At 65.3% G+C, this 13,886-nt stretch carries 12 protein-coding genes; 4 read left to right on the forward strand and 8 right to left on the reverse strand.

Annotation, left to right across the window (positions count from 1 at the left end):
• Positions 1-38: 38 nt before the first annotated feature.
• Positions 39-449: a tetratricopeptide repeat protein gene (locus tag PCA10_RS21770; protein ID WP_016494248.1), complete on the reverse strand. Its 411-nt coding sequence runs from the start codon at positions 447-449 to the stop codon at positions 39-41.
• Between the two features lie 576 nt (positions 450-1,025).
• Here PCA10_RS21770 and PCA10_RS21775 point away from each other — a divergent pair.
• Both PCA10_RS21775 and PCA10_RS21780 read left to right on the forward strand, forming a co-directional pair.
• A complete protein-coding gene (locus PCA10_RS21775; protein ID WP_016494249.1) occupies positions 1,026-1,508 on the forward strand; it encodes a GreA/GreB family elongation factor in 483 nt (160 codons plus the stop codon).
• 28 nt (positions 1,509-1,536) lie between these two features.
• Positions 1,537-1,959, forward strand: coding sequence for a hypothetical protein (locus PCA10_RS21780; protein WP_041770914.1), 423 nt, complete (start codon positions 1,537-1,539; stop codon positions 1,957-1,959).
• Between the two features lie 514 nt (positions 1,960-2,473).
• Here the strand turns inward: PCA10_RS21780 and PCA10_RS21785 are convergent.
• From PCA10_RS21785 to PCA10_RS21805, 5 genes are all read right to left on the reverse strand, one after another.
• Positions 2,474-3,454 carry an IS110 family RNA-guided transposase gene (locus PCA10_RS21785; protein WP_016492035.1) on the reverse strand — a complete coding sequence of 327 codons (981 nt, stop codon included), beginning with the start codon at positions 3,452-3,454 and terminating at the stop codon, positions 2,474-2,476.
• A gap of 303 nt (positions 3,455-3,757) precedes the next feature.
• Positions 3,758-6,838, reverse strand: coding sequence for an error-prone DNA polymerase (locus PCA10_RS21790; protein WP_016494251.1), 3,081 nt, complete (start codon positions 6,836-6,838; stop codon positions 3,758-3,760).
• Complete coding sequence (locus PCA10_RS21795; RefSeq protein ID WP_016494252.1) at positions 6,835-8,250, reverse strand: Y-family DNA polymerase; 1,416 nt, start codon at positions 8,248-8,250, stop codon at positions 6,835-6,837. Before PCA10_RS21795 ends, PCA10_RS21790 begins: the two co-directional genes overlap by 4 nt.
• A 5-nt stretch (positions 8,251-8,255) precedes the next feature.
• Entirely contained in the window at positions 8,256-8,870 is a 615-nt protein-coding gene (gene imuA / locus PCA10_RS21800) for a translesion DNA synthesis-associated protein ImuA (RefSeq protein ID WP_016494253.1), read from the reverse strand.
• 207 nt (positions 8,871-9,077) lie between these two features.
• On the reverse strand, positions 9,078-10,691 hold the full coding sequence (locus PCA10_RS21805) for a M28 family metallopeptidase (RefSeq protein WP_016494254.1): 1,614 nt from the start codon (positions 10,689-10,691) through the stop codon (positions 9,078-9,080).
• A gap of 280 nt (positions 10,692-10,971) precedes the next feature.
• Between PCA10_RS21805 and PCA10_RS21810 the strand changes: the two genes are divergently transcribed.
• Together PCA10_RS21810 and PCA10_RS21815 are read left to right on the forward strand one after the other, a co-directional pair.
• Complete coding sequence (locus PCA10_RS21810; RefSeq protein ID WP_016494255.1) at positions 10,972-11,673, forward strand: SOS response-associated peptidase; 702 nt, start codon at positions 10,972-10,974, stop codon at positions 11,671-11,673.
• Between the two features lie 172 nt (positions 11,674-11,845).
• The gene (locus tag PCA10_RS21815; RefSeq protein ID WP_070104103.1) at positions 11,846-12,229 is read left to right on the forward strand and encodes a hypothetical protein; all 384 of its coding nucleotides are present in this window, start codon (positions 11,846-11,848) and stop codon (positions 12,227-12,229) included.
• A 247-nt stretch (positions 12,230-12,476) separates the two neighbouring features.
• On the opposite strand, the gene PCA10_RS21820 is transcribed toward PCA10_RS21815, so the two are convergent.
• On the reverse strand, positions 12,477-13,229 hold the full coding sequence (locus tag PCA10_RS21820) for a hypothetical protein (protein WP_016494257.1): 753 nt from the start codon (positions 13,227-13,229) through the stop codon (positions 12,477-12,479).
• On the reverse strand, positions 13,222-13,839 hold the full coding sequence (locus PCA10_RS21825) for a hypothetical protein (protein ID WP_016494258.1): 618 nt from the start codon (positions 13,837-13,839) through the stop codon (positions 13,222-13,224). Before PCA10_RS21825 ends, PCA10_RS21820 begins: the two co-directional genes overlap by 8 nt.
• Positions 13,840-13,886 lie beyond the last annotated feature (47 nt).

The raw sequence follows: 13,886 nt of genomic DNA on the forward strand, positions 1-13,886 counted from the left end.
GGAATGCTGGGCAGTATACCCAGCGGCGGGCGGCGCGATCAGGGTTGCAGAGGCAGTCGCGCGAGCAGGCGTTTGGCTTCGTGGGAGCCTTGGGCGGCGGCCTGTTCCAGCCAGTGACGGGCCTGTTCCATCTCGTTGATGCGCGGCTGGCTGCACAGCCGGCCAAGTTCCAGCTGGGCGCGGCGATCGCCGGCGCGTGCGGCCTGGCGCAGCATGTCCAGGCCGATGCGGCGGTCGCGCTGGTTGCCGCAGTCGCGGCAGAGCATCTGCCCCAGGCGGCTCTGCGCCACCACCACGCCTTCGCGGGCGGGCTGCTTGAGCAGCTTGCCGGCGAACCGCTTGACGCTCGGTGCCTGCCCCAGGCGCGGGCTGTCGAGCAGCCAGACGGCAACACGGGTCGGCAGGGTTTGCTGGGCGACGAGGGAACTGGCGGGGACGCGATACTTCATGAAAAAGGGCAAGTGGCCGGAAAGGCGCGCAACTCTACTCCTTTTTCCTGGCAGGTAAAGTCTTGCAATTGCCAAAGAACGCGATCTAGAGCAACTGCTCGGGACAATCCACAGAAGCTGTGGATAACTCTGTGCAGAAGATGCTCGAAACGTCACGAAATGCTTGTGGGTCGTGGCCTGCGCTCAAACTGACGATTTTTTCACCAATTACAAAAATCCTTATATTTCATGTACTTACGAAATCACCACTGAGAATCAAGCGCTTACGGGGCTTTTCGGCAGCGGTTTGCCTGGCTGCTTCGCAACTGTGCACAACTTGCAACTGTCAAGGCCCCTCTCGCCCCGTTGCGGGGCATTTACCCTTGAAATGCGGCTGGAGCCTGTGTTGCGCGGGCGTTGCAGGCAGCGACGAATGGCACGAAAGTACGTGTTCAGGGGCACCCCGCAAGCTGGCACGAACGTACTTCTGCGCCAACTCTGTGCACAAGTTGCCGGCCCACTTGTTCCAAGGCATTTCCCAGCCACGCGGCAAGCCCCCTAGAATGCTTCGCCCAGCCCTTCGACCGCACCCTTCCCATGGACAAAGCCCGCATCCACCGCCTGATCCTCGACAGCCTCGCCGCTGACCTGCAGCTGCTGCAACGCGCGGCCCAGGCCGCCTACGAGGCCGCGACCGACGAGCAGAACATCGCCGAGAACAAGTACGACACCCTCGGCCTGGAGGCCTCCTACCTGGCCACTGGGCAGGCCCGCCGCGCCGCCGAGATCAAGCAGGCCCTGGGGCTGTTCGAGAACCTGCGGCTGCGCGCCTTCGATCCGGCCCAGGGTATCGGGCTCAGCGCCCTGGTGCTGCTGGCCGCCGAGGATGGCAGCGAGCAACGCCTGTTCCTCGGCCCCGAGGCCGCCGGCCTGAAGGTGCTGGACGAAGGCGAGGAGATCACCGTGATCAGCCCGCGCTCGCCCCTGGGCCAGGCGTTGCTGGGCAAGGCCGAGGGCGCCGAGGTGACGCTCACCATCGGCAACAGCCAGCAGACCTTCGAGGTGCTGGAGGTACACTGAAGTGGCCGCCCACCGCTCCGGAGGCTTCATGACCCGCCCACGCCGCATCCTGCGCATCAGTTTCAATCCCCTGGTCCTGACCCTCAGCGTCGCCCTGGGGGTGTGGCTCGGCTTCCTCGCCATCAGCCTCACCAGCTACCTCGGCTACCGGCTCTACATGGCGGATGCCGAGGCCCCGGTCGCCCAGGTGGCCGTCCCGCCGCCCGCCCCGGCCCAGCCGGCCCCCGCACCGGCCCCGGTGCCGCCAAACCCGGGCGCGGGCCTGGATGAACAGCGCCTGCAGCAGTACGAGGAGCGCTACAACGCCACCCAGCGTGCGGACAACGAGCGCCTCGAGCGGCTGGAGGAACAGCGCCGGCTGAACGACGCCAAGTGCCAGTTCTGGACGGAGCAGTACCGCAATGCGCCCACCGACAAATCCCGGCGCAACATGGGGGAGGCGTGTGGATAAGCGACACCCCGTCCGATTTCCGCCTGCCAGCCGACCAAAGGCGTTCTGCGTCGAGCAGTCGTCACACTGGTCCGGCTAGACTCTGGTCGTGCGCCCTCCACTTTGGCGCCAGAGGCGGTTTGCAATGGGTCCAGAAATCTTCATAGCCTTGATGATCCTGGGTTGGCTGCTGGCAGCGGTCGCGCTGCTGTGGGCCATGCTGAGGATCTCTCACCATCACCACCACCATCACAGCCGGCCTTCGCCGCCCCACTCTTCCCGCTCGTTCCGGCGGCACAAGGTGAAGGGCGCTCCGGCCACTCCGCACTGACCAACCGCTTTTCCCTTGGGAGCGAATGCTTTCACGAGTGAAAGCGCTCCCACAGGGAAAAGCGGACATCCTGCAGCTATCTTCCCCAATCGATCCGGTATTAGCGGAAGAATCTTGCGCGGGCGAATGCATTTGAACTCGATACCTCGCTATCGGGATGAGATTTGTAGATACCATCTCTCCGATCAGATGCAACCGACCCTATCAGGTCGGTTGCGGCTGATAGGGTGTCTGCGTCTTGAGCACGCCATAGGCAATCTGCAACAGCTTGCGCATGGCGGCACCCAGGGCGCTCATCTTGGCTTTTCCCCGCGCCAGTAGACGTTGGTAAAGCGCTCTAACCGTGGGGTTGTACTGCTTGGCGACAATCGCGGCCATGTAGAGCTTGGCCCGCAGTCGAGGCTGCCCCGCCTTGGTCAAACGAGGTTTGCCCTTCACCGATGAGCCGGAGTCCCAAGGTCGTGGCACCAGGCCCGCAAAAGCCGCGCATTGTCGGGCAGTGCCAAAGTCGCGGCTGTGCAGAAACGCCAGCAGATGACGGGAGAGGACATCCCCGATGCCCTGGATGCTCTGCAGCAGCTGTCGGTTGCGTTTGAGCTGGTCGTGCCGGTCGATGTGATCGTCGATCTCTTGTTTCAGGCGCTCGGCTTCCTGGCGCAACGCACTGAGCATCGTATCGATGGAGGCCATTACGCTGAGGCTGGCCTGACTGACCTCGGCCTTTTCCCGCCGGTTCAGTTCGCGCTGAAGGTCCTCTTGCAGCGCCTCATAGCGCACGATCATCGCTTTCAGCTCGCGGATTTCCCGCGCTTCCGGCAACCAGCGCCGGGCCTTCTGGGTTGCGCCAAAACGGGCGAGCACCAGGCTGTCTTGTTTGTCCGTCTTACCACGAATGCCCTGGCTGCGCGCATAGTCGCGGACCTGCGCCGGGTTCAGGACAAAGACTTGAACGCCGCGCTCGTGCAGGTAATACGCCAAGGATTCGTGATAGACCCCGGTGGCCTCAAGGAACACCTTCAGTTCCCCGGCTGTGGCTCCGGTGTGCGTGCAACACCAATCAACCAACGCGGCGAAGTCGTCCACTTGATTGGTAAATACCTTGGTTTTGACCTTCAGACTTTCCGGGTCGCGTAGCCACAGACAGTCGAGCTTTTGCTTGCTGACATCGATTCCAATAACCGCCATCTCTCGATCCTTGCCTTGTTCATACAGCCTCACTCCGCTGGAGGGGCTTGGATACCATTCAGGAGTTGGAGAAGTGGGCCGGGAGCACAATCTACGAAACAGAGTCAGGCTCTCAGGATGGGAACGGCTTTCCCGGCCTTGGGCATCAAGGTAGCTAACCTCATTGCCCTGGAGAGATACAAGGATGTGGTTGAGCGCAGCGATACCCATCGCCCCTAACGAACAGCATGGGTATCGCTGCGCTCAACCCATCCTACGTTCTACGCCCCTGATCAGCCCGCAGGGCCTGGCCGCAGTCCCGGATCAGTGGAAATCCCGGCTTTTCACATCCAGGCCGGCGAGCAGCGGCGTGAGGTCGTGCAGGCGGCGGGCGATCAGGTGGCGTACGCCATCCACCGATTCCAGGCGGCCGTCCACCTGCAGCAGTTTCGAGCCCACCAGGATGCGACGCTGACGTTCGGCCAGGTCGTGCCAGACCACCACGTTGACCATGCCGTGCTCGTCTTCCAGGGTGACGAAGATCACCCCGCTGGCGGTCTGTGGCCGCTGCCGCCCCACCACCAGGCCGGCGACGCTGACCTGTCGGCCGTGCTCCACGCCCGGCAGCTCCCGCGAACTGCGGCAGCGCCGTTTAGCCAGGGCGCCGCGCAACAAAGTCATCGGGTGTGGGCCGAGGGTCGTGCCCAGGGTGGCGTAGTCGGTGAACATATCCTCGCCCACGCTGGGCAGCGGCAGGTCTACCTGGACTTCGCCGCGTTCCGGCAAGTCGGCGAACAGCGGCGCCTGCACCTCGACCCCGGCCACCGCCCAGCGCGCCCGGTGGCGGTGCCCGGCCAGGCCACGCAGGGCGCCGGAATCGGCCAGCAGGTCGCGGGCACGGGCATCCAGGCGGGCGCGCTGGACGAGGTCGGTGACGCTGGCAAAGGGCGCGACCTGCAAAGCCGCCTCGATGTGCCGGGCATCGTCCTCGCGGAAGCCGCGCACCAGGCGCAACCCCAGGCGGATGGCCAACTCGCTCCCCTGCCCCACGGGCTCCAGGGAACAGTCCCAGGCGGAATGCCGGACATCCACCGGGCGCACCTCGATGCCATGTCGGCGGGCGTCCTGCAGGACCTGGTCGGGGCTGTAGAAGCCCATGGGCCAGCTGTTGATCAGGGCACAGGCGAAGGCCGCCGGCTCGTGGCATTTCAGCCAGCAACTGGCGTAGGTGAGCAGGGCGAAACTGGCGGCGTGGGACTCGGGGAAGCCGTAGCTGCCGAAGCCCTTGATCTGCTCGAAGATCTGCTCGATGAACGCCTGCTCATAGCCCTTGGCGAGCATCCGCGAGGTCAGCCGCTGGCGGTGGTGCTCCAGCCCGCCGTGGCGCTTCCAGGCGGCCATGGAACGGCGCAATTCGTCCGCCTCGCCGGGGCTGTAGTCGGCGGCGACCATGGCCAGTTGCATCACCTGCTCCTGGAACAGCGGCACGCCCAAGGTGCGCTGGAACACCGGAACGAGTTCTTTCTTCGGGTAGGTCACCGGCTCTTCCTTGTTACGCCGGCGCAGGTAGGGGTGGACCATGTTGCCCTGGATGGGCCCCGGACGAACGATGGCCACCTGGATCACCAGGTCGTAGAAGGTCCTGGGCTTGAGGCGCGGCAGCATGGACATCTGCGCCCGCGACTCGATCTGGAACACGCCGATGGAGTCGGCGCGGCTGATCATCTCGTAGGTGGCCGGGTCCCCTTCCGGCAGGCTCGCCAGGGTCCAGCGGGTACCGCGATAGCGCTCGATCAGGTCGAAGCAGCGGCGTAGCGCGCTGAGCATCCCCAGGGCCAGTACATCCACCTTGAGCAGACCCACCAGGTCGAGGTCGTCCTTGTCCCACTGGATCACGGTGCGCTCGGCCATGCTGGCGTTCTCCACCGGCACCAGGCTGTCCAGGGGCGCCTCGGAAATCACGAAGCCGCCGGGGTGCTGCGACAGGTGCCGGGGAAAACCGATCAGCTCATTGGTCAGCGCCAGCACCCGGCGCAGCACCGGGCTCTCCGGGTCGAAGCCCACCTCTTGCAGGCGCTCGGCCTTGGGCGCCGAATCGCTCCAGCCGCCGCAGCAGTCGGCCAGGGCGTTGACCTGGTCCGGCGGCAGGCCGATGGCCTTGGCCACATCCCGGATGGCGCCGGCGCCGTGATAGGTGCTGACCACGGCGGTGAGTGCCGCCCGGTGCCGTCCGTAGCGCTGGAACACGTACTGGATGACCTCTTCGCGGCGCTCATGCTCGAAGTCGACGTCTATGTCCGGCGGCTCGTTGCGCTCCCTGGACATGAAGCGCTCGAACAGCAGTTCGGTGCCGTTGCAGGGGTTCAGCTCGGTGATCCCGAGGGCGAAGCAGACCACCGAGTTGGCCGCCGAACCGCGCCCCTGGCAGAGGATGTGCTGGCGACGGGCGAACCGAACGATGTCGTGCACCGTGAGGAAGTAGCTCTCGTAGCCCAGCTCGGCGATCAGCGCGAGCTCCTTCTCCACCAGGCTCCGCGCCTTCTCCGGCACCGCGTCGGGCCAGCGCTCGCGCAATCCCCGCTCGGTTTCATGGCGCAGCCAGGTGCTGGGGCTATGGCCTGCCGGCACCAGCTCGCGGGGGTACTGGTAGCGCAGCTGGCCCAGGTCGAAGCCACAGCGGCGGGCGATGCGTACCGACTCGGCGAGCAGTTCGGCGGGGTAGAAACTGGCCAGCAGCTCGCGGCGGCGCAGGTGGCGCTCGCCATTGGGGAACAGCCGGTGCCCGGCCTCGGCCAGGGTGCAGTGGTGACGCACCGCGGTCATGCAGTCCTGCAGGGCGCGGCGACCACGGGCGTGCATGTGCACATCGCCGGTGGCCACCGCGGGGATGCCCAGGCTCTCGGCCAGGGCCAGGAGGCGCGCCAGGCGGCCGCTGTCGTCCGGCCCCCGGTGCAGCTCCAGCGCCAGCCACAGGCGCTCGGGGAAGCACTGGCGCAACCAGGAACCGTCGCCGGACTCGCCCTCGGAGTCGGGCACCCAGAGGGCCAGCAGGCCGTCGGTGGGTTCGTCCAGGTCCTCGCGCAGCAGGCGGTACTCGCCCTTCTTCGCCCGGCGCCGGGCCCGGGTGATGAGGCCGCAGAGATGCTGGTAGCCGACCAGGTTCTCCACCAGCAGCACCAGCTTGGGACCGCCCTCCACGCGCATCTCGCTGCCGATCACCAGGGGCAGCCCGGCCTCCTTCGAGGCCTGCCAGGCGCGGACGATACCGGCCAGGGTGCATTCATCGGTGATCGCCAGTGCCTGGTAACCGTGCTCAAAGGCCCGGCGGAACAGCTCCTCGGCACTGGAGGCCCCACGCTGGAAGCTGAAGTTGGACAGGCAATGCAGCTCGGCGTAGTCGCTCATGCGAACCAGCCGTGCAACAGCAACGGCCCCTCACCGCCCACCGCGCGAAAGGCCCAGCCACGCTGGCCGCAACGGGTCTGCACCAGGTAGTAGTCACGGCGCAGGTCGGCGCCGTCCCACCAGCCGGACTCGATGCGCTCGGGGCCGGCGAGGATGCGCACGCTGCCGTCGCGCAGCACCAGCGGCTCGCGCAGCAGCCAGCCAGGGCGCGTCGCGCCGGACGGCAGCGGGGGCGATGGGCTCGCGCCATCCAGTTGCCAGGCGCGTTCGGGTCGGTGGTCGGCGCGGGCGGCGAGGCCGTGTACGGCGGCATCCCCCAGGCGGGCGCGCAGGCGTTCGCGCAGTTGCTCCCAGGGCAGGGATTGTTGCGGGCGTTCGTCGAACAGCTCGCGGCGCTCCGGCACGAAGGCCGGCAGGTCCCGCGCCTGCAGGCGGAACGCGCGCACCGGCGCCGGTACCTGCAATTGTTCGAGCCGGCCGCGAGCCAGCTCGAAGAGCATGGCCGCCTCGCGCTCGGCGCTGAGCAGGCCCACCGGCACCAGCGTGTCGGCGAGGTCGCGGTGCTCCAGGTGCAGGCTGAAGCGCTGCACGCCGCTGTCGCGGCTGGCGAGGAAGGCCGCCAGGTCGGCGGTCAGGCGACGCAGGGGAAAGAGCAGCGCCTGGTGGGATTCGACCTCGAAATTCAGCTCGATGCGCAGGTCGAACTCGTCCGGCGGGCGATAGCACTCCAGGGCCAGCGGCCGCTCGCCGAGCAGGCTGTCGAGGTGCCGCAGCACCTCTGCCGGGAAGCGCCGGGCCAGTGTGTCCCGAGGCAGCGCCAGCACCTGGCCGAGGTTGCGCAGGCCCATGCGCACGAAGGCGGTGGCGGCGTCCCGATCCAGCCCGGCGCGGTCCACCGGCAGCCGCCCCAGGGCATCGCGCAGCTCCTCCTGGCTCGTGACCGCCAGGCCGTCGCAGGCATTGGCGAGCATCCGCGCCGCCACCGGGTTGGGCGCGGCGACTATGCGGTGGCGAAAGCCCAGGGCCGCCAGCTCCCGCCGCAGCCGCGCCTCGAAACGTGGCCAGGGACCGAACAGGGCGAAGCTGGATTCCACCTCCAGCAGCAGGCAGCGCGGATAACGCAGGCTGACCTGAGAGCTGAAGCCATAGGCCCAGGCCGCCAGCAGCTGTTCCCAACGCTCGATCTGCGCGGGGTCGTGTTCCACCAGGGCGAAGTCACGGGTCAGGGCGTGGGCGGCACTCAGCGACTGGCCGGGGCGCAGGCCCAGGGCCTTGGCCGCCGGATTGAGGGCGCGCAGCACGCGGCGCTGGGGCGTGCCGCTGACCAGCGCCAGGGGCGCCTCGGGGTCGGGGTGAGCACGCAGCACGCCATCCAGCGCCAACTGCGGCAGCAATATGCAGGCCCAGCGCATGGCGGCTACCGGGCCAGGGCGATGGGCGCGGCCGGCGCCAGGCCGCCCCGGCACTTGAGCACCCGCAGCTGCGCCGGCTGGCCATCGACGGCGATGCGCAGAGCCGCCGGCGAAGGATTGAGGGCGGCCTCCAGCGGACGGTAGGCGAAAGCCAGGGTCTGGCCGGTTTCCGCGGCCACCTGCAACCGGCGCAGGGCGCGGTCATCGGCCTGCTGCGGCCAGCAGAGCACCGCGCCGCAGCTGCCGGAACGCAGGCACTGCTCGGCGGCCCAGAGGGCGTCACGGCCGCTGGCCTCCACCAGCGCCAGCCAGCGCAGGTCCACGCCGGCCGCCTGCCAGGCCTGTGGATAAGGGATGTGTGGCGGCGCCACCAGCACCACCCGCTCGGCACTGGCAGTGAGGCGCGCCAGGGTCGGCCAAAGCAGGCGCAGTTCACCCAGGCCCGTGGCCGCCACAAGGATTTCGCTGAGGGCGGCCTCGGGCCAGCCACCGCCGGGCAGGACCCGGTCCAGGGCGTCGAGGCCCGTGGGCTGGTCGCTGCCGGCCGGCTGCGTGCCGGGCTGGCCTTTCCAGACCCGCCGCTCGTTGAGCAGGGTGTCGAGGGCAACGACGGCACCCATCAGCGCCGTCCATTGCCGGAAGAGAAAAACGGCAGCCCCCGGAGAGAGCTGCCGAAAGGGCCAGGAAAAATTACCAAGGCCATTGGGGGAAATCCTACAGATACTGTATTTATATACAGTAAATAGCAGAGACTTCTCCCGGTCAATCCGGAAAAGACAGAAGGCCTGCGGGAGCACGAGGCTCCCGCAGGTCAGACGCTCAGCCCATCACTTGATGTAGTGGTTGCCCCAACGCTCGGCCTGGCGCACCGACTGCTGGCGCAGGGTGGTGGCACCCTCGGCCGCCTTGGCGGCAGCGGCGATCTCGTCGTCGATCACCTTGGTCGACAGCGACAGCCAACTGGTGGCGAAGGCCATGGCGTCGCCATTAATCTCCAGCGCGTTCAGGTCGATGTTGGCGGTGTTGTCGCAACCCTGGTGGTAGCAGGGATCAAAGGGCTGGCCGGCGGCGCCGCCGTACTTCTGCGCCTGTTCCTCGCTCTTGATGTCTTCGGCGCCGGTGAACAGGCCGCCGAAGGGAATGCCCAGCTCGAAGAACTGCGCATAGTCGGAGCGGAAGTCGATCTGGGTGCCTTCGAAGGGTTCGCCACGCAGCTTGAAGTAGGCCTCGAACAGACGCTCGATGGCGGCCGAGCCGGGCGGGCCCTGCAGGCCGAAGGAAGAGCCGTCGCCGTCATAGATGAAGTTGCCGAAGTTCGGCGAACCTATCATGTCGAAGTTCAGGTAGGCCTTGATCCGCTGGCGCTCCGTCTCGCTCAGGCTGTTGACGTAGAAGGTCGAGCCCACCAGCCCCGACTCTTCCGCGCCCCACCAGGCGAAGCGCACCTTGTTCTGCGGATGCGCCTTGCTCAGCAGCACGGCCATTTCCAGCAGCGCCGCGCTGCCCGAGCCGTTGTCGTTGATGCCGGGCCCCTCGAACACCGAGTCCAGGTGCGCGCCGGCCATCACCACGTTCTTCGGATTACCACGCCGGGTCTCGGCCACCAGGTTGAAGGTCTGCGTCTTCTCGCGGATCACGTCCGCCACCAGGTGCAACTGCAGGCCGGCGGTCTGGGACCAGGCCACGCCGTTGTCGTAGGTGGCGAAGAGCACCGGGATGCCGCCCTCGTAGGTATCGCCCAGGGTGACGTTCTCCAGGCCCTTGCGGTCCTCGGTGTTGCCCTGGTTGAAGATGATCACCCCCGCCGCGCCGGCGGCCGCGGCGTTCTCCGCCTTCACTTCGAAGTTGCAGCTACCGCGCTGGACCAGGGCGATGGCGCCGCTGGGAAAACCGGCGAAATCCTCGACCTCGCAACCACTGGTGGAAGCGTTGCCGGCGCCCAGGGCCAGGTCCACCGCCACCACCGGCGCACTGACATCACCGGGATCGGTCTGCGACAGGTAGTTGAAATCCTCCTCCCAGACATAGCTCGCCGGCTGCGGCGCCAGGGCCTGCAGAGTGCCCGGCCCCTTGGGGAAGTAGGCGGTGAAGGGGAAGGGTTGTACCCGCACCTGGTAGCCGGCGCGCTCCAGGGTCTTCTTCACGTAATCGAGCGAGGCCTGGTAGCCCGGCAGGCCGGCGGCGCGGTTGCCGTCGTTGAGCGTGGCGATGTCCTGCAACTGGTTCAGGCGTCGCATCACATTGCTCGCCTCGAGACAGCGCGGCAGGCCCAAGGGCGTGCCCACCAGGATCGGCGACTTGCAGAGGGCGGGGTTGGGTTTGCCGGGGCTCCAGAAGTCGCCAAAGTCGGCTCCTTCAGGCCCGGGGGCGGCAAGGGTGGAAGTGGAAGCTGCGAGAACCAGAGAACCAACAACACGTCTGACGCTGTACTTGTGGGTCATGACTCCAATCCTTTTGAAGTGGTTGTAGGCAGGCCTCGATGGCGTGACGCCATGGTCCGGTACGGCTTCCTCTGGACGGGCCTAGGAGAAGAGACTGGCGCAAGATCGTTCGGTTCTTCGGTTTCTGCTAAAAAACGTGCACTTTGTCGCCTTTTTCCCTGAAGTTCGCCGCAGATGTACCAGCAATGTGCCACCAAAGAAGTGGCCATCTCATGTCACACACCCGGCGACATGCACGCAGCTTCTATGCTCAATCCACCCCCCGACGCAGGAACCTGCCATGTGCGGCCGCTACGTCAGCCCATCGGATCGCGCCATCGAAGACTACTGGCACATAGGCGCCCGGGATTCCGGCCGCTGGCTGCAGAACTTCAACGTGGCCCCCACCACGACGGTTCCCGTGCTGCGCCTGGATGACCAGGGCGAACTCGAACTGATCCCCGCGCGCTGGGGGCTGATTCCTTCCTGGTGGAAGGAGGCCAAACCACCGACCATGTCCTTCTTCGCCCGCAGCGAAGAGGCCGCCGGCAAACCCCTGTGGCGCCAAAGCCTGCGCAGCTTCCGCTGCCTGATGCCCGCCAATGGCTGGTACGAATGGAACCCGCAGCAGCAGGCACGCAACGCCAAGGGCCGGCCGGTGCACCAGCCCTACTACCTCCACTGCCCGGACGACCCGGTGCTGGCCATGACGGCCATGTGGGCGAACTGGACCAGCCCGGACGGCCGCAGCATCACCTCCTGCGCCCTGCTCACCCGCGAAGCCGCACCCGGCATCCGTGCCATCCACCAGCGCATGCCGGTGATCCTGCCTCCCGAGCAGTTCGAGTGCTGGCTGGAACCCCGGACGACGGCCGAGCAACTGCAACAGGCAATCGCCCAGGCACGCGACGACTTCACCGGCTACGCGGTGTCCACGCGGGTGAACGATGTGCATAACAACGATGTGGGGCTGATCGAGGCGGTGGAGCTCGAGGAGCAATAGGACCGATTCCCATCGACAGCGGAAATCGGGCATACACTTACCCGGAACGGCAGTGGCTACCCGGGGGAAGATACCCGCCCTCCGACGACGGCCTCAGCTCCCAGGCACCCTGCCCCAACGGCTGGCCGGCAACAGGCCGGACAGCCATGTGCAACGGCCTGGAGCAACAGCCATGACAACCACTCCCACTGGCAACTCTTCAGCAGTACTGCGTCGCAGCAACCTCTGGTTTATTTTTTCCGCCCTGCTGGTTGCAACAGGCTGTGCACAAAACCCCGACATCAGATCCAGCCGCGACGGAACGTCCGGAGTGACGGCCAGTGATAATCCCCAGTACATGAACTGCGTGAAGGACCGCCAGAACGCACAGGGCTTCACCCAGGAAGAAAACGGCAAGACCCTGCTCTATATCGGCAGCACCGACCCCACCAAGGCGTCGGGCCTTGTCGAACTCACCAGCGCCAACGGGCAGAACCAGTTCGCCGTCTACCAGCGTGCGGCCTGGCAGGACAGGGGCAGGTTGATCAATGCGGCGCTGGCTTGTGCCAGGACCTGAGGTAGATAGGCGTAATGGGCGGTAAGTAGCGTCCCTGAATGGAAAAGCCCCGCAGACCAGAAGACTGCGGGGCTTTTCCATGTATGGCGGGGAGATAGGGGTTTAATCGTGCTGGTGGCTGGCTCAGTACGCCGCAAGGCAAATCAAGAGGCCTGAGTAATGAAAGCTGGTTGTCGTGCCGCGTCGAACGAGACATTAGGCCTAGGTAGCCTTAAGAGGCTAAAAATAGATAAGTAGCCTTTTTAGGCTACTTTGTTTGAATGTCTTGCCCCAGTATCAGAAGCGCCACCAAGCCAACGCCGATACTGATACTGAAACTGAGCAAGGTGCCTAGCAGGATGTATTCGCTGAGCGCTCGATGATTGGCGCCCTTCACTTCATTGAAACGCAGGATGCTCTTGGCCGTAAGCAGGAAGCCAACCGCCTCCCACTGTTGCAACAGCACGAACGTAAGAATCATCGCGCGCTCCAGGTAACCAATAAGAGCCCCGGCATTATTCAAGGAGCCGTCCCTTGAAGATATCGACGTCAACCAGGGCTGCAGCATCGCGACTATCAGCCTCGAAGCCGGCTGCAGCACCATCATGTAAGCCAGGAGGACAACAAGATTGTGGGCATTCAGGGCGCTATTGAGATACCCCACCACCTCCCCCCAATACCCTTTGCTGGTCAACCATACGGCCAGGATGATCGACAGGTTGCCTAGCAACTCGACGACGAACCTCATCGCATTTCCAGGGCCGCCCAACGACAAGCAATAGTTGAGCAACAACCAGGACGACGAGACAGCGAGCCCCGCCGTCAATGCGAAGATCCAGCCCTGGCCGAAGGCAGCCAACACAATCAGTACTGCCAGCCCATGAAGCCCGGCCAACAGCCACCGCTCCCAAGCTCTGACCGGTCGAGTCGCTTGGTCGATCATCCGCCGCAATGGCAGCAGAAACTCCAGTAGCGTGAAACCCAATAACAAGAACAGCAGCAGGACCTTTGCCTCACTCATGCAACAATTCCATGATCCATTCGCAGGCACGCTCCAGGTAGCGGTCCACCAAACGAGCGTTGGCCCGTTGTAATGCCTTGTTCACGGTCACACGGGATTTGCCGAGGAGTTGCGCGGTGCCCTGCTGATCCCGTCCCTCCAACGCTTGGAGGTAGTAAGTTTGCGCTTCAACGGCAGTCCACCCATCGAGGATTGCCCCAACGAACTCCGTTACCAGCCCAAGGCGTTCTTGCAGCTGACTATCGCTGCAAAAAACCGCGAGGCTGTTTTTCTTCATGCCATCCAGCCCTTGGCCGGAGAGCACGAACGCTTCGCCGAACCCTCGCTGAGACTCCACCGCACCAATGCCGACCGCAATTCGCGCATCCCATCGCTCCTTGGACGGGCTGGAGGCGATCAACCCAGCGCGGAGCAATACCGCGCAGCGAACTGCATCAGCCGTGCGCTCCGGCACCAGTTGAAAGCCGTCGCCACGGAAGGTCTCTGCCTTGAAACCAAAGGGTGCTTCCAGCCTGTTCAGGACAGCCTGCAAGCTGTCGATATAGGCCAACGTGTCATTGGACGACTGGGAATGGATCAAATCACCGGTCAGTACTGCCTTGATCGTCATAGATAAACCGGAAACTGGCGATGGATGCTGAAAAGTAGCCTTAAAAA

This window comes from Pseudomonas resinovorans NBRC 106553, assembly GCF_000412695.1.
GTDB classification, from domain to species: domain Bacteria; phylum Pseudomonadota; class Gammaproteobacteria; order Pseudomonadales; family Pseudomonadaceae; genus Metapseudomonas; species Metapseudomonas resinovorans_A.

Excerpts from the sequence above, each read along its gene's own strand:
- PCA10_RS21780 (WP_041770914.1), top strand. The coding sequence starts at position 1,537 with ATGACCCGCCCACGCCGCATCCTGCGCATCAGTTTCAATCCCCTGGTC.
- PCA10_RS21775 (WP_016494249.1), top strand. The coding sequence starts at position 1,026 with ATGGACAAAGCCCGCATCCACCGCCTGATCCTCGACAGCCTCGCCGCT.
- PCA10_RS21785 (WP_016492035.1), bottom strand. The coding sequence starts at position 3,454 with ATGGCGGTTATTGGAATCGATGTCAGCAAGCAAAAGCTCGACTGTCTG.
- PCA10_RS21810 (WP_016494255.1), top strand. The coding sequence starts at position 10,972 with ATGTGCGGCCGCTACGTCAGCCCATCGGATCGCGCCATCGAAGACTAC.
- PCA10_RS21805 (WP_016494254.1), bottom strand. The coding sequence starts at position 10,691 with ATGACCCACAAGTACAGCGTCAGACGTGTTGTTGGTTCTCTGGTTCTC.
- PCA10_RS21815 (WP_070104103.1), top strand. The coding sequence starts at position 11,846 with ATGACAACCACTCCCACTGGCAACTCTTCAGCAGTACTGCGTCGCAGC.
- PCA10_RS21820 (WP_016494257.1), bottom strand. The coding sequence starts at position 13,229 with ATGAGTGAGGCAAAGGTCCTGCTGCTGTTCTTGTTATTGGGTTTCACG.
- PCA10_RS21770 (WP_016494248.1), bottom strand. The coding sequence starts at position 449 with ATGAAGTATCGCGTCCCCGCCAGTTCCCTCGTCGCCCAGCAAACCCTG.
- PCA10_RS21795 (WP_016494252.1), bottom strand. The coding sequence starts at position 8,250 with ATGCGCTGGGCCTGCATATTGCTGCCGCAGTTGGCGCTGGATGGCGTG.
- PCA10_RS21790 (WP_016494251.1), bottom strand. The coding sequence starts at position 6,838 with ATGAGCGACTACGCCGAGCTGCATTGCCTGTCCAACTTCAGCTTCCAG.
- PCA10_RS21825 (WP_016494258.1), bottom strand. The coding sequence starts at position 13,839 with ATGACGATCAAGGCAGTACTGACCGGTGATTTGATCCATTCCCAGTCG.
- imuA (WP_016494253.1), bottom strand. The coding sequence starts at position 8,870 with ATGGGTGCCGTCGTTGCCCTCGACACCCTGCTCAACGAGCGGCGGGTC.